The sequence below is a fragment of the Streptomyces coeruleofuscus genome (assembly GCF_039532725.1).
Lineage (GTDB): Bacteria > Actinomycetota > Actinomycetes > Streptomycetales > Streptomycetaceae > Streptomyces > Streptomyces coeruleofuscus.
This window is the reverse complement of the sequence record NZ_BAAASE010000002.1, coordinates 275,084-292,864: the sequence shown is the minus strand read 5'-3', so window position 1 is coordinate 292,864 and position 17,781 is coordinate 275,084. Positions and strand designations below refer to the sequence as shown.

The following is a 17,781-nucleotide window of genomic DNA, read 5'->3' as shown; positions in this document are numbered from 1 at the left end:
GGTCAGCCGATCCCGGGGATGAGAGAGATGAGCAGGTCGATGAGCTTGATGCCGATGAACGGGGCGATCAGGCCGCCCAGGCCGTAGATCGTGAGGTTCCGCCGCAGCAGGCGGTCCGCGCTGACCGGCCGGTACCGCACGCCCTTCAGGGACAGGGGCACCAGCGCGATGATGATCAGCGCGTTGAAGATCACGGCCGACAGGATCGCGGAGTCCGGCGAGGCCAGGCCCATGATGTTGAGCTTGTTCAGGCCCGGGTGGACCGCGGCGAACAGCGCCGGGATGATCGCGAAGTACTTGGCGACGTCGTTGGCTATGGAGAACGTCGTCAACGCGCCTCTGGTGATGAGGAGTTGCTTGCCGATCTCGACGATCTCGATGAGCTTGGTCGGGTTCGAGTCGAGGTCGACCATGTTGCCGGCCTCCTTCGCGGCCGACGTGCCCGTGTTCATCGCCACGCCGACGTCGGCCTGGGCGAGGGCCGGGGCGTCGTTGGTGCCGTCGCCGGTCATCGCGACGAGCTTGCCGCCCGCCTGCTCGCGCTTGATGAGGGCAATCTTGTCCTCGGGGGTGGCCTCGGCGAGGAAGTCGTCGACGCCTGCTTCCGCGGCGATCGCCTTGGCGGTCAGCGGGTTGTCGCCCGTGATCATGACGGTCTTGATGCCCATGCGGCGCAGTTCCTCGAACCGCTCGCGCATGCCGTCCTTGACGACGTCCTTGAGGTGGATGACGCCCAGGACGCGGGCGCCCCGCTCGTCGTCCACCGCGACCAGCAGCGGGGTCCCGCCCGCCTCGGAAACGCGCTGCGCGATCCGGTCGGCGTCTTCCGCGACCGTGCCGCTTTGCTCCCCGACCCAGGCGATGACCGAGGCCGTGGCTCCCTTGCGGATCTTGCGGCCGTCGACGTCGACGCCCGACATCCGGGTCTGCGCGGTGAACGCGATCCACTCGGCGCCGACGAGCTCGCCCTGGTGGCGCTCGCGCAGCCCGTACTCCTCCTTGGCCAGGACGACGACCGAGCGGCCCTCGGGCGTCTCGTCGGCCAGTGACGACAGCTGGGCCGCATCCGCGACATCCGCCTCCGTCGTGCCGCCCACCGGGATGAACTCGGCGGCCTGCCGGTTGCCGAGGGTGATGGTGCCGGTCTTGTCGAGGAGCAGGGTGGAGACGTCACCGGCGGCCTCGATCGCCCGGCCCGACATGGCCAGCACGTTGCGCTGCACCAGCCGGTCCATGCCGGCGATGCCGATCGCGGACAGCAGTGCGCCGATGGTGGTCGGTATCAGGCAGACCAGCAGAGCGATCAGCACGACCATCGTCAGGTGGGTGCCCGCGTAGTCGGCGAACGGCGGCAGCGTGGCCACCGCGAGCAGGAAGACGATGGTGAGCGACGCCAGCAGGATGTTCAGGGCGATCTCGTTGGGCGTCTTCTGCCGTGCGGCGCCCTCGACCAGGTTGATCATCCGGTCGATGAAGGTCTCACCCGGCTTCGTCGTGATCTTGATGACGATTCGGTCGGACAGGACCTTCGTGCCGCCGGTGACGGACGAGCGGTCGCCGCCGGACTCGCGGATGACCGGGGCCGATTCACCGGTGATCGCCGACTCGTCGACCGACGCGACACCCTCGACGACGTCCCCGTCGCCCGGGATGATGTCACCGGCCTCGCACACCACCAGGTCGCCGACGCACAGCTCCGTACCCGGCACCCGCTCTTCGGTGTCCCGCACGAGACGGCGGGCGACGGTGTCGGTCTTGGCCTTGCGCAGGGTGTCGGCCTGCGCCTTGCCGCGGCCCTCGGCGACCGCCTCGGCCAGGTTGGCGAAGACCACGGTCAGCCAGAGCCAGGCGCTGATGGTCCAGCCGAACCAGTCGCCCGGGTCCTTGAGGGAGAACACCGTGGTCAGCACGGAGCCGACCAGCACGACGAACATGACGGGCGACTTGACCATCACCCGCGGGTCGAGCTTGCGGAAGGCGTCCGGCAGCGACTTCACGAGCTGCCTGGGGTCGAAGGGGCCGGCGCCGACCCGGCCCTCCTTGTGCCCGGTGGGTACATCGCTGTGCGGCGCCCGGGTGGGAGCGGTGGCGGTGGACATGGAGTCCTCTTGCATCTCTGTACGGGTGGTCATGACGCCAGCCCCTCGGCGAGCGGGCCCAGCGCGAGGGCGGGGAAGTAGGTGAGACCGGTGATGATCAGGATCGCGCCCACCAGCAGGCCGGTGAACAGCGGCTTCTCGGTGCGCAGGGTGCCCGCGGTCACGGGCACCGGCTTCTGCTCGGCGAGCGAGCCGGCCAGCGCCAGCACGAACACCATGGGCAGGAAGCGGCCCAGCAGCATCGCGAGTCCGGTCATGGTGTTGAACCAGTCGGTGTTCGCGTTCAGTCCGGCGAAGGCCGAGCCGTTGTTGTTCGACGCGGACGTGAAGGCGTAGAGCACCTCGGAGAAGCCGTGCGCGCCCGCATTCAGCATCGAGTGCGGCGGGGTCGGCAGGGCCATGGAGAAGGCGGTGAAGACGAGCACCAGCGCCGGCGTGATGAGTATGTAGCAGGCGGCCAGCTTGATCTCGCGGGTGCCGATCTTCTTGCCCAGGTACTCGGGCGTACGGCCGACCATCAGGCCGGCGATGAACACCGCGATGACCGCCATGACCAGCATGCCGTAGAGGCCGGAGCCCACACCGCCGGGCGCGATCTCGCCCAGCATCATGCCGAGCATCGTGATGCCGCCGCCGAGGCCGGTGAAGGAGGAGTGGAAGGAGTCCACCGCGCCGGTCGAGGTGAGCGTGGTCGACACCGCGAAGATGGAGGACGCGCCGACGCCGAAGCGGACCTCCTTGCCCTCGTACGCCCCGCCCGCGGCCTGGAGCGCCGGGCCGTGGTGGGCGAACTCGGTCCACATCATCAGGGCCACGAAGCCCAGCCAGATGGTGGCCATCGTGGCGAGGATCGCGTACCCCTGCTTGACCGAGCCGACCATGACACCGAAGGTGCGGGTCAACGCGAACGGGATCACCAGGATCAGGAAGATCTCGAAGAGATTGGTGAAGGGTGTCGGGTTCTCGAAGGGGTGGGCGGAGTTGGCGTTGAAGTACCCGCCGCCGTTCGTGCCCACCTCCTTGATGGCCTCCTGCGAGGCGACCGCGCCGCCGTTCCACTGCTGCGAGCCGCCCATGAACTGTCCGACCTCGTGAATGCCGGAGAAGTTCTGGATCACACCGCACGCCACCAGCACGATCGCGGCGATCGCCGCCGCCGGCACCAGGATCCGCAGGGTGCCGCGCACCAGGTCGGACCAGAAGTTGCCGAGCTCACCGGTACGGGACCGCGCGAACCCGCGTACGAGAGCGACCGCGACGGCCATGCCGACGGCCGCGGAGACGAAGTTCTGCACGGCGAGACCGGCGGTCTGCACGACGTGCCCCATGGTCTGTTCGCCGTAGTACGACTGCCAGTTGGTGTTGGTCACGAACGACACGGCCGTGTTGAACGACTGCGCCGGGTTGACCGAGGAGAACCCGAGCGAACCGGGCAGGACGCCCTGGAGCCGCATCAGCAGATAGAGGAACAGGACACCGGCGGCCGAGAAGGCGAGCACACCGCGCAGGTACGCGGACCACGTCATCTCGGTGTCGGGGTCGGCACCGATGCCCTTGTAGACCCACTTCTCGACGCGCCAGTGCTTGTCGGAGGAGTAGACCCTGGCCATGTAGGTGCCAAGGGGGATGTAGGCGAGAGTCAGCGCGGCTATGAGTGCGAGCAACTGGAGCACGCCGGCGAGGACGGGACCCATCACCCTCAGAACCTCTCCGGGAAGACCAGGGCGAGGACGAGATAGCCCAGCAGGGAGACGGCCACGACCAGGCCGACGATGTTCTCGGTGGTCACAGCTTCGTCACCCCCTTGGCGACGAGAGCCACCAGCGCGAAACCCGCGAGCACTGTGACGACGAAGGCCAGATCGGCCATCGCGAACTCCTGGAGTGAGGTTCGGTGAAACGGACGATTCGAGGAAAGCGCCTCCGCGTCCGGACCGGGTCCGCCCTTGACGGCTCTCTTACGGCGGGACCCACGGCCTTGACGGAACTCTGACGCGGCGTCGGCTGGTATCGGTCCGCTGCGTGGACGGCGTCTCCCAGCGGCTCCTGCTACGGGACGCTCTGGGAGGCCGCGTCGAGATCGACCCCGAGGGTTCTGGTGCGCCATCCGCAGCTGTGGTTCCGCCTGGACGAGGGTGCGCGGAAGTCCGCCGCCGACGGCCTGCTGCTGTGCGGTGTGACCGCCATGCGCCGCGTCTCGCAGCGCGTGGAGCGTGAGACCGCCCGCGCCGTGTTCAGGGGCCTCCGGCCTGGAGTGAGCGTCGAGGTGCTCCTCACGCCCTTCCTGCGCTCTGCTCCTTGGGTCCGGCGCCCATGGTGTCTTGACCCAGTCGGCCGGGGCTTCAGGGCCGGTAGATCATCTCGATGAGAGAGGCGCCGGAGAACGCGGCAGGGTCGTCGGAATCCCTCATCATGCCCGCTCCCTTTTCGGTCGACGTTCTGCCGTGTTTCCAGGCGGAGGTCACAGGTTCAGCCGCCGACGTGAATACCGGGGCGGCGGTCGGGGGCGGGTTCGTTGCTGCGGATGATCTCGCGGGTGACCGGGGCGGTGTCACCGCGGCCGAGGAGGAAGTAACGGATCATGTGCACGAGGGGGCTGCCTTCGGCCCAGGCGAAGTAGCACTGCGGCCGCACGCCGGTGGCGTTGCGCAGGGCGAGAAGGATGGCGGCGATGGCATTGGGGGCGGCCGGCGCCTCGGCGCGCAGGATGCGGTAGCCGTCGACTTCGACGCCGTGGACGGTGAGGGTTTCGCTGAAGTCGGACGGGTCGACCACGTCGATCTCCAGGAAGAGCACGTCAGCGGGGCCCGGTACCGGGTTGGTGCCGCGCTGCTCGCGTTCCTTGGCGCTGTACTCGGCGAGGTCGCCGGCCTGGCGGCGGTTGGCGATGATGTTGATGGACTCGTCGTGGGCGAGGGTGTCGGCGATGAACCGGCGGGCGGCCTCGTCGAAGACGATGCGGTCGGCGCGCAGTTCGGTGGTCCGCGAGACGCGGGAGATCAGCGACACGATGATGATGCCCAGGATGAAGAAGCCGGAGATGGCGATGCCGTCGGGCTTGTCGACGATGTTGGCCACGAGGGCGTAGAGCAGGACCGCGGTGAGCAGGGCGAAGCCGACGGTGCTCGCGCGCCGACGGTTGCGTGCCATGAAGACGGTCACGGCGAAGGCTCCGGAGACCATCATCGCCAGGATCCCGGTGGCGTAGGCACCGGCCTGGGCGTCGACGTCGGCGTCGAAGGCAATGGTGATCAGGATGCACAGGGCGGTGTAGACGATGACGACCGGACGCACCGCGCGTCCCCACTCGGGGGCCATGCCGTAGTCGGGCAGGTAGCGGGGCACGATGTTGATCAACCCGGCCATGGCGGAAGCGCCGGCGAACCACAGGATGAGGATGGTGCTGATGTCGTAGGCGGTGCCGAACGCCTCACTGACATGCTCGTGGGCCAGCCAGGCCAGCGCCCGGCCGTTGGCCGCACCACCGGGCTCGAACTCCTTCTCCGGAATGAGGACGGTGGTCACGAAACTGGCGGACAGCAGATACACGCTCATGATCACAGCGGCCGTGGTCAGAAGCCGGCGGGCGTTGCGGATCCGCGAGCGCAGCCGCTGCTCGGCGTCGGCACCCTCGGCCGCCACGAGCGGCATCATGCTCACACCGGTCTCGAAGCCCGACAGGCCCAGCACCAGCAGCGGGAAGGCCAGCAGCGCCGGACCGGCAAGGTCACCGAAGCCGCCTCCGCCGTCGACGAGCGCGTCGGTCCAGGCCGACAGTGCGCCGTCCGTCGTGAACACATGGACCAGGCCGACGCCGATGACGACCGCGTTGAGCGCCAGGAAGACGGCGACCAGCGGGATGGCGACACTGACCGCCTCACTGAACCCGAGGAGGAAAACACCTCCCAGGATCAGCAGCAGTGCCACGGTCAGGGCGACTTCGTGGCCGTGGAGCGCGGCGGGGAAGAAGGGGTTCTCCACCACGTGTACGGAGGCGTCCGCCGTGGACAACGTGATGGTGATGATCCACGAGGTGGCCACGAACCCGAGCAGGACCAGAACGAACAGCTTGCCCCACCAGAACGGCAGCAGATCCTCCAGCATGGCGACCGATCCGGCGCCGTGCGGGCTCTCCTTGGCCACCTTCCGGTACATCGGCAGCATCCCCAGCAACGTCAACGCCACGATCAGCAGCGTCGCCAGAGGAGAGACGGCCCCGGCGGCCAGAGCGGCGATCGCCGGCACGTAGGCCAGGCTGGAGAAGTAGTCGACGCCGGTCAGGCACATCACCTTCCACCAGGCGTGCTGCTCGGCATGACTCTCACCGGCTGCCGGCCCGACCGGCTGCACCTGGTGACGCAGCAGCCACCGCGCCGCCTTGCTCGTCGGCGGTGTCCGCAGAGCTGGACTGTCCACCGACTCCGGCATTATCGGCCGGTTGCCACCACTCATGTCCCCCATGCCCTTCCTTGTCCGACCACCGAATCGGTCGCGGCAGCCACCGCCCTGACGGCACCGCAACGATCACCGAGTATGCGGCCTCCCGGCCCCGCCACCCAGTACCGAGGCACGTATGAGCCAGCCGACGGCGGGACTTACGTGCCGACAGTGGCTGGCCGAGTTTCCACGGGACGGGATGACACCCGGTCGGCGGAGCACGCGGGTCACGGGGCAGCGACGGCGCTTGGGCAGCTTCAGGGCTCCGACCAGCGAAGATGTCTGGTCATTGGGGTGGTTGTGTGAGTTGGATTGCACCGCTGGTGCCCGTAGCCTTCTGCGCCCACGGGCACGCTCTGGGCGCGACGCGGGCTCCGAGGGGCGGAGAGTCCCGCTCGGCGGCTGACGGTCGTCCGAGCTCCAGCAGCGGTCGCTGGCCGGAAGGCGCCGTCGCAGGAGCATAGGGCAGAGGATCCAGGCCGTGATCTTCGCCTACGACCTCGGGCTCGTCCGCCTGGCCGCGCTCGCGGCGGTGCGGGGTGACCAGGCCGGTGCCCGGGTAGCCCCTGCCCCGTCCGTACGCATGTGACGTTTGAGCATGCAGGTGCGCTGGGTGTTTGGGGGCGGCCTGTGGCGGCTGTGCTCAAGTCACGGGAAGTGGGGGATGAGGGTGGCTCTGCGTGCATCACGTCATCGGCGTTCGGTGAAGCGTCGTGTTCTTGCCGGGTGTTCCGTCGCCGCGGCGGCCGGAATCGCGGTCACCGCGACGATGGCCATGAACGCCGAGGCGGCGTGGACGTCGACGTGGAACGTGTCGGCCTCGGGCTGGACCCCTGACGATTCCCCCACGGTGTCGGTCGACCGGCAGGGCGACGCCCTGCTGGCCTGGAACGCCTGCGACCTGTCGACGCCGGGCTGCTATTACCGGATCCAGGCCAGAGTGAAGACCGCGAGCGGTACGGTGACAGCGATCCGCACCCTGTCACCCGACGGTGCCGCGCCGTCCTGGCCGGAGGCCGCCTCCGACGACACCGGCGACTCGGCGGTGGTCTGGCAGCAGGACAGCCAGGTCGTGGGCCGCCGGCTCTCGGCCTCCGGCAGCCTCGTCGGACCGCTTCAGAAGCTGTCCACCTCGGCGCCCGCGACCACCCCGGTGGTCGCCGTGACCCCGGGCGGCACCGCGATGGCGGCGTGGACGGAGATCCGCGACGGAAGCTGGTACACGGTCGCCCGCCGCCTCAAGCTCGACGGGACGGTCGGCGCGGCCATCACCCTCGGCTCGGGCTCGGCCGAGAAACCGGCCATCGGCGTCGACCGCAACGGCCAGTTCGTCGTCGCCTGGGCGCGCGGCTCGGACGTCGTGGCCAGGCGGATCACGTCGACGTCCGTCTCCTCGACGAAGGTGCTCACGTCGCCCATCGCGTCGTACGGCGGTTTCGGCATGGTGCGGGTCGGCGTGGACCGGGACGGCGACGCGGTCATCACCTACCACTCCGGCGGCGGCTCCGTCTCGCAGGTCTGGGCCTCTCGCTGGAGCCGCACCGGCACCCTGGCGGCTCCCCTGCGCATCTCGGCCTCCACGGACAACGTGGGCTTCCACCACGCCCTCGCGACCGACCTCGACGGCGACTCGATGATCGTGTGGACCCGCTACAGCAGCGGCAAGCTCGAGCTGCTCGGCCGCCGCCTCTCCGCGGCCGGTACCCGGGGCGCCGTCACCAGCCTGGGTCCCGGCGACCGCCCCGACCTGGCCCTCGACGACGACGGCGACGGCATGCTGGTCTTCCACACGGTCGTCCCCAAGTCGACGCCCCCCTACAGCTACACCAAGTCCGGCGCCCGCCTGATCAGCCGTTCCGGCACCTTCGGCACCGTGAAGACACTCACGTCGGACGGCCGGGTACCCCAGGTCGACACCCGCCCGACCTCCCGGTTCACGGTGATCTGGCAGCAGGAGAGCTTCCCGTACACGATCAAGTCGGTCACCGGTCCCTGACGGGCTTCGACCGCCCCGCTGCTCCCGCTCGGCGGGTTCCCACTTTTCACTCTGTGAAGGAGATACATGCGCAAGCGCGCTGCCTTTGCTGTGCTCAGTGCCGTCGCCGCGCTGGCCGGCTTCGCCGCCCCCGGTGCCTACGGCGACGAGACCCAGACCGACGTCCAGATCACCGACGTCACCTTCGACGGTGGCAAGAACATCGTGGTCGGTCTCTACGCCAAGACGATCACGGTTTCAGGGACCTTCACCCACCCGTCGGGCATCCAGGACGCGGACTTCGTCCTGTGGCGCGGACCGGACGGTGCGAACCCCTACGAGACCTACGACGACCGCATCGTGTCGAACCAGTACTACTCCCACGCGGACTGCGTCGCCTCCAGCGCCACCACCTCCACCTGCTCGCAGACGATCTCCCTCGAACCGGAATGGAAGTACGGCGGCACCGCGCTCACCAACGCCCATGCCGGCATGACGACAGCTGGACCCAATCGGCGAGCTACACCACTTCCCGTCTGCAGCGGCAGTCCAACCTCACCGTGAACGCGGGCCCGGAACCGATTTCCAGGGGCAAGACCCTCACCGTCACCGGCAGGCTCACCCGGGCCGACTGGGACAATCTCGATTACCGGGGTTACACCAACCAGCCGGTCAGGCTCCAGTTCCGCAAGGCCGGCACTACGACCTACGCGACCATCAAGACCGTGTACACCTCCAGCACCGGCAACCTGACGACCACGGCCACCGCCTCCGAAGACGGCTACTGGCGCTGGAACTTCGCAGGGACCTCCACCACCCCGGCCGTCAAGGCGACCGGCGACTTCGTGGACGTGCAATAGCCCGAACCTCGCTCTGAGCTGTCCGCGGGTGGTCAGGCGCGTACTCGTTCCGCACCGGGTGTTTCTCTCGGAGTCGTTTGCAATGGGGTCAGGAACGAGCAAGAGTCAGGAGGGGGACAGGAGGCCACCATGACCGTCCTCGCGCTGCTTCTTCTCATCATCGGGACGACGTTGATCCTGGTGGGGGCGGTCTTGATCCTGGTTGGGACGGTCCTGATCGTCCTCGGGACAGTGTTGATCCTCCTGGGGATTGTGCTGATCGCTCTTGCGGCCTTCCTGCTCATCCGGAGAGTGCTGAGGCGGCGACACTCTGACTGACCAGGGCGCGGTTCCCGTGATGAGGACGGCGGCGGTGACCGTGCCGGGAGTGTCGGAGGCGGCTGCTCCCGCCCAGGGCGGCGCCGGCGACTTCCAGTGGATGGTGTCCGGGGGCGACCGCGAGCTGGACCTCGATGTGGCGGCTGGGCGGATCGTCATGGTGCTGCACCTTGATCGGGCGGCTTCCCGGCACGGCGGTGAGGCGGGCGACGCCAGGAACGGCCGCCGCGACGTCGGCCAGTTTCCCGCTCGGTCCCGGCCTGGGTCCTGTTCCGGTCGCGGGGAGCGAACTTCGCGCGGCTGCAGTTTCCGGCCGGGGCCTCATGGTCCTCCCGGTCCGCGACCCGACGGCCGTCTCCGCGCCCTCATGGAGATCTGTGACGCGCAAGTCGGCTGTCACGGTGGTCAGGCCGATCCTGGGGCAACTGAGCCGGGAGACATTCGCGCACGCGCGGGACTCGGCCGGCCTCGACCGCTTCCCGTCGAAGGCCGGACTCCGGGAAGCCCGTTCCCTGATTGCGGATCCGTCGGGAGAGACGCGACGACATCCGCGTTTCAGGACAGGTGCCGCTTACATGACAGCGCGGTGGCCGACCTCAAGTTGGCTTGCGCCACACGGAGATGTGCTTCGCGGAGTCCTGGGTGAACGGCGCCCCGTCCCAGTCCGCGACGCGACGTTCCAGCTCGAGCCCAGCGATCCGTGCCATCAGGTCGAGCTCTGCGGGCCAGGCGTACCGGTGCCGGGACTGGCCGCGACGGTAGCGGCCGTCGTCGCCGTCGCGGGTGAAGTGGTGGGAGACGAGAATCTGCTCCACCAGGTCAAACGTGTCGAAGCCGAGATGCTGCTCGGAGACGTCGAACGGTACCGCGACCTGGCCGGGCGGCAGGAACCGCAGCGGCGGCACGCCCAGCTCGATGACGAATCGGCCGCCGGGCTCCAGATGACGTGCGGCGTTGCGAAAGCACTCGACCTGCTCGTCCTGCGTGAGCAGGTTCGTGATGGTGTTGTAGACGAGATAGACCAGGGTGAACTCGCCGGGGACTACGGTGGTGGCCATGTCCCCGATGGCTACCGGAAGCGTGCTCTCGTCGACCTTGCGCCGCAGAACCGCTGTCATGTGCTGGGACAGTTCGATGCCCGCTACCGGCACGCCGCGTTCCCGGAGCGGGACGCCCACTCGTCCGGTTCCGATGGCGAACTCCAGCGCCCGGCCGTCTCCGGCGAGCTCGGCGAGGAAGTCGAGCGTCGGTCCGAGAACGGCAGCCGAGGACATTTCGGTCTCCTCGGCGTCATAGCGGTCAGCGGTCGCGCGGGTCCACAGTTCACTGCTCGTCACGGGCGGCCACTCCACATCTTGTCGTCGACTTTCCACGGCCTCGGCCGAGTCACACCACACCCCGGATCAACGGACTCTGGAGCGGGTGACGAGAATCGAACTCGCGCTCTCAGCCTGGGACGCTGCGCTTACTGGCGGACTGTTGCAGCGCTGACCTGGGGGAAGACCAAACTGCAACTGGAGTGCTAAAGGCCGACCCCCGCTCGGGGACGGTTCCGGGGGCGGACGGTCATCCGCAGCGCGCGCGGCCGCACGGTGAGCCGGGCGACCTGGCGGACGACCTGGCCCTCGGCGAGTTCCAGCCGTACCGAGCGCAGCATCGTCGCGAGCGCCGTGACCATCTCGGTGAGGGCGAAACGGTCCCCCATGCACTTGTGCTTGCCCTCCCCGAAGGGCAGGAACGCGCCCGGCGGAAGCTCCTGCGCGGCGTCGTTCCACCGGTCCGGGTCGAAGGTGAGCGGGTCGGGGAAGCGCTCGGGGTCGCGGTGCAGGGCGTGCTGGCAGTAGGCCAGTTCGGTGCCGGCGGGCAGCGTCCACTCGCCGAGCCGGGTCTCCTCGGTGGTACGGCGGGTGACCAGCCAGCCGGGGTGGTGCAGCCGCAGGGTCTCGGTGATCACCCGGTTCAGGTACGGCAGCCGGGTCACGTCGTCGAAGGCGACCGGCCGTTCGCCGAGGACCTCGTCCAGCTCGGCCAGGACCCGGGCCTCGATGCCGGGGTGGCGGGCGAGTTCGTACAGGGTCCAGGACATCACCGACGCGGTGGTCTCGGTGCCCGCCACGGCCAGGGTGAGGATCTCGGAGCAGATCTGGTCCCCGGTCAGCGGCTCGCCGGTCTCCTCGTCGACGGCCCGCAGCAGCATGGAGAGCATGTCCCCGGTGTCGTGCCCGGAGGCCTGCAGTTCGTCGACGGCGGTGTTGATGGTGGCGCGTACGCCGGCCCGGGCCCGGTCGAAGCGGCGGTTGAAGGGCAGCGGCAGGCGCTCGGCCCAGTCGGGCAGCATCATGCGCACACCGACGTCGTTCATCACCACCGACAGGTCGCTGCGCAGCCGTCGGAAGACGGCGTCGTCGAGGCTGCCGGAGAACACCGTCTTGGCCAGCATGCCGAGGCTCAGCCCGACCATCGCCTCGCGTACGTCGAGGGGCCGCCCGGGCTCCCAGCCGGCGACTGTGGCCGTCACCTCGGCGCGCATGATGTCGACGTACCGGCTGATCTCGGTGTGGGCGAACGCCGGTTGCACCTGGCGACGTTTGCGTACGTGAGTCCGGCCGGTGGCGGTGACGACACTGTCGCCCAGCAGTTGGCCCAGCTTGTCGTAGAGCCGGCCCTTGTCGAGGGTGGGCGCCAGGGCCTTGAGCATCTGGTGGATCAGGGCCGGGTCCTGGACCACGACGGTGCGCGTCCCGGGTTGCAGGACGATCTCGACGAGTGGTTCCCGTGTCTCGCGCAGCGAGTCGATGAAGCCGAGGTTGTCGCGCATTTTCAGAGCGTGGCCGATGAACGGGAACGATCCTGCGGCCCGAGGTATGGGGGGAGGCGCAGTGGACGTCACGGGTCATCCCTTCACGTCAATCTTGGGCACCCCTATGACTTCCCTGATCTTTCGCCAGCGCAATCCTGTCGAGAACGTGTCCTGCGCCACCTGGGACGAGACGGTGTCCTACTTGGTGAGGCGGACGAGGCGTGTGTAGCGGCAGACTGCTGCGGCGAGGCCGAGAAAGGCGAGGTAGTTGCGGGGATCTCGTCCATAGCGGGGGCTGAGTCGGCGGTAGCCGCACAGCCACGAGAAGGTCCGCTCGATCCCCCAACGCCGTCGGCCCAACCGTTCGCTGGGCACCCACAGCCCACATGCTGAGGACCGAGCCCGCAGGACCCTGCCCCGTCCATTGGCGCCCTCTGCTGTGGCCTTGGCAGAGGGCGCTGGCCGGAGCGGGTGGCTCGTTCGACGAGCTGATCACACGCAATCCGTGCCGGATCAAGGGGTCCGGTAAGGAGCCGGAGCGGATGAACGGGCGGCGGGTCCAGGGCGACACCAAGTCCGAGGCCTGAACGCGGAGTGTGATTCTTCCCGCGTTCCTCCGTCGGGAGTTCCGCCGGCACCTGGAGAGCTATGCCGAGTCGGGCCCCGATGGGCTCCTCTTCGTCGGCGAGAAAGGCGCGCCCTTCCGGTGTAGCACCTTCGTGCGGAGATGTCGGAAGGCGCGTGAGATCGTCGGTATGCCGGAGGGCTTCCGGTTCTAGGGAGGAAGCCGCCGCCGGGCTGGACGCGACGGTTCGGAAGGCTCGTGCCGCTGCCCGTGTGGAGAAGAAGCCTGACAAGCCTTCGGCACGAATCTGGCACGCGACCGCTGATCACCACGGACAGCAAAAAGGCCCGGGTCTCTGACCTGGGCCTTAGTCGTGGAGCGGGTGACGAGAATCGAACTCGCGCTCTCAGCTTGGGAAGCTGATGTTCTACCATTAAACTACACCCGCGTAAGACGCCGACCGGAGTCGGTGTCCGAATGCCCGCTCACTCTACCTCATGCCAGGCCTCCGGTGTTCAAACCGTGAGGCCTCCGCGCGTTTCAGGGGGCGGGATCGGGCTGCGGGTGACCGGAGTTGGGGCGTACGGTGGGGGCGCGGGCGAGGGCCCGGACGGGACCGGAGTGCCGCCTGCAGGGCCGTCCCTTTGATCCCGTACTGTGGCTTTTGTCGTCAGGCAAGCAGTAGCCGGACGCGGCTCTTGGGGAAGGGACTCTTGGACTTGATGGAGCGCACCGTCGTCCGTTGTGCGGATGGGCACGTGTTCACCACCGCTTCGTTCCCGATGCAGCAGGCCGAGCGGCTCGGCCCCGGTCGGCTGCTTCGGTGTCCGCGATGTGCGCGGCTCCGGAGCGTGGTGCCCGTGAGCTACGAGAAGCGGTAGGCGCGGTAGCGGCACGGCCCGCCACAAGCACGCAGGCAGGCGCGCGGAGACGTCCGGTTGTGGTCGCTCCGCGCGCCTTGCGTATCCTCGGGGCGTGCTTCTCTCAGACAAGGACATCCGGGCCGAGATCGACGCCGGGCGGGTACGGATCGATCCCTATGACGACGCGATGGTCCAGCCGTCGAGCATCGACGTGCGGCTCGACCGCTACTTCCGGGTGTTCGAGAATCACCGGTACCCGCACATCGACCCCTCGGTCGAGCAGGCCGATCTGACCCGGCTCGTCGAGCCGGAGGGGGACGAGCCGTTCATCCTGCATCCCGGGGAGTTCGTCCTCGCCAGTACCTACGAGGTCATCTCGCTGCCCGACGATCTCGCCTCCCGGCTGGAGGGCAAGAGTTCGCTGGGGCGGCTCGGGCTGGTCACGCATTCGACGGCCGGTTTCATCGATCCCGGGTTCAGCGGGCACGTGACCCTTGAGCTGTCCAACCTCGCCACCCTGCCCATCAAGCTGTGGCCGGGCATGAAGATCGGGCAGCTGTGCATGTTCAAGCTGAGCTCGCCCGCCGACTTCCCGTACGGGAGCGAGCGGTACGGGTCGCGGTACCAGGGGCAGCGGGGGCCGACCGCTTCCCGGTCCTTCCTCAACTTCCATCGGACCCAGGTGTGAGTGACCCGAGCATGAGCGACGAAAGCACGAGTGGCGTTCGGGAGAACCTGACCTACGAGCAGTTCGGCGTCGCCGTGCGCGAGCTCGCGCAGACCATCGCCGACGACGGGTACGAGCCCGACATAGTGCTCAGCATTGCCCGCGGCGGCGTCTTCGTGGCCGGTGGGCTCGCCTACGCCCTCGACTGCAAGAACATCCACCTCGTGAACGTGGAGTTCTACACGGGCGTGGGGACGACCCTCGACATGCCCGTCATGCTCGCTCCCGTCCCCAACGTGATCGACTTCTCCGAGAAGAAGGTGCTGATCACCGACGACGTCGCCGACACCGGCAAGACGCTCAAGCTGGTCCGCGACTTCTGCCTCGACACCGTCGCCGAGGTGCGCAGCGCCGTCGTCTACGAGAAGTCCCAGTCGCTCGTGAAGTGCGAGTACGTGTGGAAGCGGACCGACGAGTGGATCAACTTCCCGTGGTCCGTGGAGCCGCCCGTGGTGCGGCGGCCCGACCAGGTGCTCGACGCCTGACACCACTCCGAGAGGCACCAGGAAAAGGGGCTCCCCTTCCGGGGAGCCCCTTTCTCACGCCCTGCGCTGCCTCAGACCGTGCCCAGCTTCACGATCGACAGCAGCGCGATGAGCTGGATCGCCGACGCGCCCAGCGCCTTCGGCCAGGGCAGGTCGTGGGAGCGGCTGACCATGAGGGTCAGCAGCGCGCCGCCCGCGATCCAGGTGGCCCAGCCCAGCAGCTGGACGAACGTCGCGTCGCCGCCGGCGAACATCGCGAAGACCAGGCGGGGTGCGTCCGTGATGGACATGATCAGCATGGACAGGCCGACCGTGGGCTGCCAGGCGCCGTCGCCGCCGAGCTGGCGGGCCAGGGTGTGGGTGACCACGCCCAGGATGAACGCGCTGATCACCATCGCGACCGCCGTCGTCAGGACGATGGGGATGGCGTTCGAGAGTGTGGCGTTTATCGCGTCCTTGCGGGCGCCGTCGAAGCCGAAGACGGCGAGCAGCCCGTAGAGGAACGTGACGATGAGGGCCGGGCCCCACATCGTGTAGTCCCGCATCTGGAGGAACGTCTGCCGGGGGGCGAGGACGATGCCCCTCAGCAGGGCCTTCCAGTGCAGGCGCGGGCCGACCGGGCCGGGCGGCGGGGCGGCCGAGCCGGCGCGGTAGGTGTCGCCCTGGTTGTAGGGGTCCTCGCCGACCGAGAAGGCCTGGGTGTGACCCGGGTTGTTCGCCGCGTACGGGTCGGGCGGGCCCTGGGGGCCGGGCGGGTACGCGCCGTCGCCGAAGTACTCCGGCTCCCCCTGGTCGCCGTAGCCGCCGCCGGGCCGCCCGGCGTTCGGCTGCGGCCAGGCGGGGCCGCCGCCGTTGCCGTACGGCGGCTGCTGCTGCGGGTACGGCCCCGGCGCCGGCGGGTAGCCGTACGACGGTCCCTGCGGCGTCTGCTGCCCGTACGGAGGGTTTTGCGGTCGCGTCTGAGGAGCGCCGTTGTTCCGGCCGCGTCCGATCCTGAATCCAGCCACGTCTTCGAACGTACCTGGTCCCGCGCGGTGGTGTGCCGGGCCCGGGCTTACGGGCCCGGCTTTGCGGCCGAGCTGTGACATCCCTTAGGGGGAAGGGGCCTTGGGCGTCCGTGGGCCGTCAGGGTTCCGCCGTACGGGCAGCCGCGAGGGCAGCACCCCGGCCCCTCGGGGCGGCGTCAGCCGAGCATGTCCTGGCCCAGCCTCAGGTAGCCGGTCGTCGACATGCCGAGCGAGCCGCGGCCGAAGCTGATCACGTTCTTCGTCGTCACGCCCGAGGCCGAGCCGCGCAGGCTGTAGACGGCGCCGGAGGGGTGGTTCTCGCCGTCGGAGCCCACGGACAGGTCCGCCTTGCCGTCGCCGTTGAGGTCGGACAGGCGTACGGACGCGCCGAAGCGGTCGGCGGACTCGGCGGTGCCGGGGACGCCGGCCGTGTTCTGGGTGAACGACTGGGCGCCGGTGGCGGTCAGGCCGGCGGCCGAGCCGCGCAGGACCGTGACGCCGCCGGCGATGTCCGCGGTGCCGACGTCCTCGTGGATCGTGCCGACGGCCAGGTCGGCGTAACCGTCGCCGTCGACGTCCGCGATCGAGAGGTCGTTGCCGAACCAGTCGTCCTCCTCGTCCGCGCCGGGGACGCCGGGGGTGTCCTGGTCGATCGTGGTCTGGGGGCTGGTGCGGGCGCCGTCGGTGCCGCCGGGGTACACGCTGACCGAGCCGCCGAGGCTCTTGGCGTCGCCGCCGTAGTCCGCCGTGACGACGTCGTCGTAGCCGTCGCCGTTCAGGTCGCCGACCGTCGCCAGCTCCCAGCCGCCGCTCTTGAGGAACGTCTGGCGGGTGAGGCCGGAGGCGGCGCCGAGGAAGACCATGGCACCGTCCTCGTAGTCCGACGCCTGGCTGCCGGTGGCGACCAGGTCGTCGGTGCCGTCGCCGTTGATGTCGCCGGCGGCGAGGCTCTGGGCGCCGGCGAGACCGGCGCCGCCCCGCAGGCCGGTGGCGAGCTCGGAGCGGGACGTCGAGCCGGAGGTCTTGGTGAAGCTCCGGTGGATCCAGACGTCGCTGCCGGTGCTGCCGGCGGCGAGGTCCGGGCGGCCGTCGCCGTCGAAGTCGCCGACGGTGAGGGACATGCCGTACTCGTCGTGGGCCGACACGGCCGGGTCGGGGACGCCCTTGCCGCCGGACAGGCCGCTCTTGCCGCCCCACACGACCGTGACGGAGCCGCCGTCGGCGTCGGAGCCGACGTCCTCGCCGACACTGCCGATCACGAGGTCGGCGTACCCGTCGGCGTTGAGGTCGCCGGAGGTGAGGGACGTGCCGAAGCGGTCGCCCTGCTCGGCGGTGCCGGGGATGCCGGCGGTGTCCTGGGTGAGGATCGTGCGGCGGGCGGCGCTGATGCCGTTCGCGGAGCCGTAGGTGACGACGACGGCGCCCGCGTCGGTCCTGCCGCCGACGGGGGTGTAGGGCGCGGCGGTGGCGAGGTCGCGGTAGCCGTCGCCGTTGAAGTCGTCGGCGTACTTGGCGGGTGCCGCGGCGGCGGCCGGTACGGCGGTGAAGAGGGCTGCGCCCAGCACGGCCGCGGTGGTCAGGGCCGCGAGGGCGTGGGGGGTGCGGTGAGGCATGCGTGGTCCTTGTGAGGTGAAGTGAGCCGGGGC

14 protein-coding genes, 1 tRNA gene and 2 pseudogenes are annotated in these 17,781 nt (G+C 69.2%); 7 read left to right on the top strand and 10 right to left on the bottom strand.

Annotated elements, in window-relative coordinates; genetic code table 11:
• Positions 1 to 2: 2 nt before the first annotated feature.
• From kdpB to ABFX81_RS08420, 4 genes are all read right to left on the bottom strand, one after another.
• Positions 3 to 2,132: a potassium-transporting ATPase subunit KdpB gene (gene kdpB / locus ABFX81_RS08435; RefSeq protein ID WP_346137850.1), complete on the bottom strand. Its 2,130-nt coding sequence runs from the start codon at positions 2,130 to 2,132 to the stop codon at positions 3 to 5.
• On the bottom strand, positions 2,129 to 3,793 hold the full coding sequence (gene kdpA, locus ABFX81_RS08430) for a potassium-transporting ATPase subunit KdpA (protein ID WP_086844321.1): 1,665 nt from the start codon (positions 3,791 to 3,793) through the stop codon (positions 2,129 to 2,131). Before kdpA ends, kdpB begins: the two co-directional genes overlap by 4 nt.
• A 5-nt stretch (positions 3,794 to 3,798) precedes the next feature.
• The gene (gene kdpF, locus ABFX81_RS08425; RefSeq protein WP_086844305.1) at positions 3,799 to 3,888 is read right to left on the bottom strand and encodes a K(+)-transporting ATPase subunit F; all 90 of its coding nucleotides are present in this window, start codon (positions 3,886 to 3,888) and stop codon (positions 3,799 to 3,801) included.
• A 679-nt stretch (positions 3,889 to 4,567) separates the two neighbouring features.
• Complete coding sequence (locus ABFX81_RS08420) at positions 4,568 to 6,526, bottom strand: APC family permease (RefSeq protein WP_086844302.1); 1,959 nt, start codon at positions 6,524 to 6,526, stop codon at positions 4,568 to 4,570.
• Between the two features lie 712 nt (positions 6,527 to 7,238).
• Between ABFX81_RS08420 and ABFX81_RS08415 the strand changes: the two genes are divergently transcribed.
• The 4 genes from ABFX81_RS08415 to ABFX81_RS08400 all read left to right on the top strand — a co-directional run bounded on the left by ABFX81_RS08415 (position 7,239) and on the right by ABFX81_RS08400 (position 9,688).
• Positions 7,239 to 8,531, top strand: a complete 1,293-nt coding sequence (locus ABFX81_RS08415; RefSeq protein WP_346137848.1) for a hypothetical protein — start codon at positions 7,239 to 7,241, stop codon at positions 8,529 to 8,531.
• 66 nt (positions 8,532 to 8,597) lie between these two features.
• Positions 8,598 to 9,074 (top strand): hypothetical protein, encoded by a 477-nt coding sequence (locus ABFX81_RS08410; RefSeq protein ID WP_346137847.1) that lies wholly within the window; start codon positions 8,598 to 8,600, stop codon positions 9,072 to 9,074.
• Positions 9,071 to 9,370: a hypothetical protein gene (locus ABFX81_RS08405; protein ID WP_346137846.1), complete on the top strand. Its 300-nt coding sequence runs from the start codon at positions 9,071 to 9,073 to the stop codon at positions 9,368 to 9,370. The genes ABFX81_RS08410 and ABFX81_RS08405 overlap by 4 nt, the downstream gene beginning before the upstream one ends.
• A 129-nt stretch (positions 9,371 to 9,499) precedes the next feature.
• On the top strand, positions 9,500 to 9,688 hold the full coding sequence (locus ABFX81_RS08400) for a hypothetical protein (RefSeq protein ID WP_086844300.1): 189 nt from the start codon (positions 9,500 to 9,502) through the stop codon (positions 9,686 to 9,688).
• A 596-nt stretch (positions 9,689 to 10,284) separates the two neighbouring features.
• Here the strand turns inward: ABFX81_RS08400 and ABFX81_RS08395 are convergent.
• The 3 genes and pseudogenes from ABFX81_RS08395 to ABFX81_RS08385 form a co-directional block, all read right to left on the bottom strand.
• On the bottom strand, positions 10,285 to 11,025 hold the full coding sequence (locus ABFX81_RS08395; RefSeq protein ID WP_086844317.1) for a methyltransferase domain-containing protein: 741 nt from the start codon (positions 11,023 to 11,025) through the stop codon (positions 10,285 to 10,287).
• A 185-nt stretch (positions 11,026 to 11,210) separates the two neighbouring features.
• The gene (locus tag ABFX81_RS08390) at positions 11,211 to 12,578 is read right to left on the bottom strand and encodes a cytochrome P450 (protein ID WP_086844298.1); all 1,368 of its coding nucleotides are present in this window, start codon (positions 12,576 to 12,578) and stop codon (positions 11,211 to 11,213) included.
• 108 nt (positions 12,579 to 12,686) lie between these two features.
• A pseudogene (locus ABFX81_RS08385) lies at positions 12,687 to 12,857 on the bottom strand (transposase); the annotation flags it as partial.
• Between the two features lie 113 nt (positions 12,858 to 12,970).
• Here ABFX81_RS08385 and ABFX81_RS08380 point away from each other — a divergent pair.
• Positions 12,971 to 13,264 (top strand): annotated as a pseudogene (locus tag ABFX81_RS08380) (tyrosine-type recombinase/integrase); the annotation flags it as partial.
• A 163-nt stretch (positions 13,265 to 13,427) separates the two neighbouring features.
• Here ABFX81_RS08380 and ABFX81_RS08375 read toward each other — a convergent pair.
• Positions 13,428 to 13,501 (bottom strand) — tRNA-Gly (locus ABFX81_RS08375).
• Positions 13,502 to 14,028: 527 nt separating this feature from the next.
• Here ABFX81_RS08375 and dcd point away from each other — a divergent pair.
• A complete protein-coding gene (dcd, locus tag ABFX81_RS08370; RefSeq protein ID WP_086844296.1) occupies positions 14,029 to 14,604 on the top strand; it encodes a dCTP deaminase in 576 nt (191 codons plus the stop codon).
• A gap of 11 nt (positions 14,605 to 14,615) precedes the next feature.
• Positions 14,616 to 15,128 carry a phosphoribosyltransferase family protein gene (locus ABFX81_RS08365; RefSeq protein ID WP_086844295.1) on the top strand — a complete coding sequence of 171 codons (513 nt, stop codon included), beginning with the start codon at positions 14,616 to 14,618 and terminating at the stop codon, positions 15,126 to 15,128.
• 71 nt (positions 15,129 to 15,199) lie between these two features.
• Here the strand turns inward: ABFX81_RS08365 and ABFX81_RS08360 are convergent, their stop codons facing one another.
• Both ABFX81_RS08360 and ABFX81_RS08355 read right to left on the bottom strand, forming a co-directional pair.
• On the bottom strand, positions 15,200 to 16,216 hold the full coding sequence (locus ABFX81_RS08360) for a YIP1 family protein (protein ID WP_086844293.1): 1,017 nt from the start codon (positions 16,214 to 16,216) through the stop codon (positions 15,200 to 15,202).
• A 95-nt stretch (positions 16,217 to 16,311) separates the two neighbouring features.
• Positions 16,312 to 17,748 carry an FG-GAP-like repeat-containing protein gene (locus ABFX81_RS08355; protein ID WP_086844291.1) on the bottom strand — a complete coding sequence of 479 codons (1,437 nt, stop codon included), beginning with the start codon at positions 17,746 to 17,748 and terminating at the stop codon, positions 16,312 to 16,314.
• Between the last annotated feature and the right edge of the window lie 33 nt (positions 17,749 to 17,781).

What these genes read in the sequence shown, in the direction of transcription:
- kdpB (WP_346137850.1), bottom strand. Translation starts at nt 2,132, where the DNA reads ATGACCACCCGTACAGAGATGCAAGAGGACTCCATGTCCACCGCCACC.
- kdpA (WP_086844321.1), bottom strand. Translation starts at nt 3,793, where the DNA reads ATGGGTCCCGTCCTCGCCGGCGTGCTCCAGTTGCTCGCACTCATAGCC.
- ABFX81_RS08420 (WP_086844302.1), bottom strand. Translation starts at nt 6,526, where the DNA reads ATGCCGGAGTCGGTGGACAGTCCAGCTCTGCGGACACCGCCGACGAGC.
- ABFX81_RS08410 (WP_346137847.1), top strand. Translation starts at nt 8,598, where the DNA reads ATGCGCAAGCGCGCTGCCTTTGCTGTGCTCAGTGCCGTCGCCGCGCTG.
- ABFX81_RS08400 (WP_086844300.1), top strand. Translation starts at nt 9,500, where the DNA reads ATGACCGTCCTCGCGCTGCTTCTTCTCATCATCGGGACGACGTTGATC.
- ABFX81_RS08365 (WP_086844295.1), top strand. Translation starts at nt 14,616, where the DNA reads ATGAGCGACGAAAGCACGAGTGGCGTTCGGGAGAACCTGACCTACGAG.
- ABFX81_RS08360 (WP_086844293.1), bottom strand. Translation starts at nt 16,216, where the DNA reads ATGTCACAGCTCGGCCGCAAAGCCGGGCCCGTAAGCCCGGGCCCGGCA.
- ABFX81_RS08355 (WP_086844291.1), bottom strand. Translation starts at nt 17,748, where the DNA reads ATGCCTCACCGCACCCCCCACGCCCTCGCGGCCCTGACCACCGCGGCC.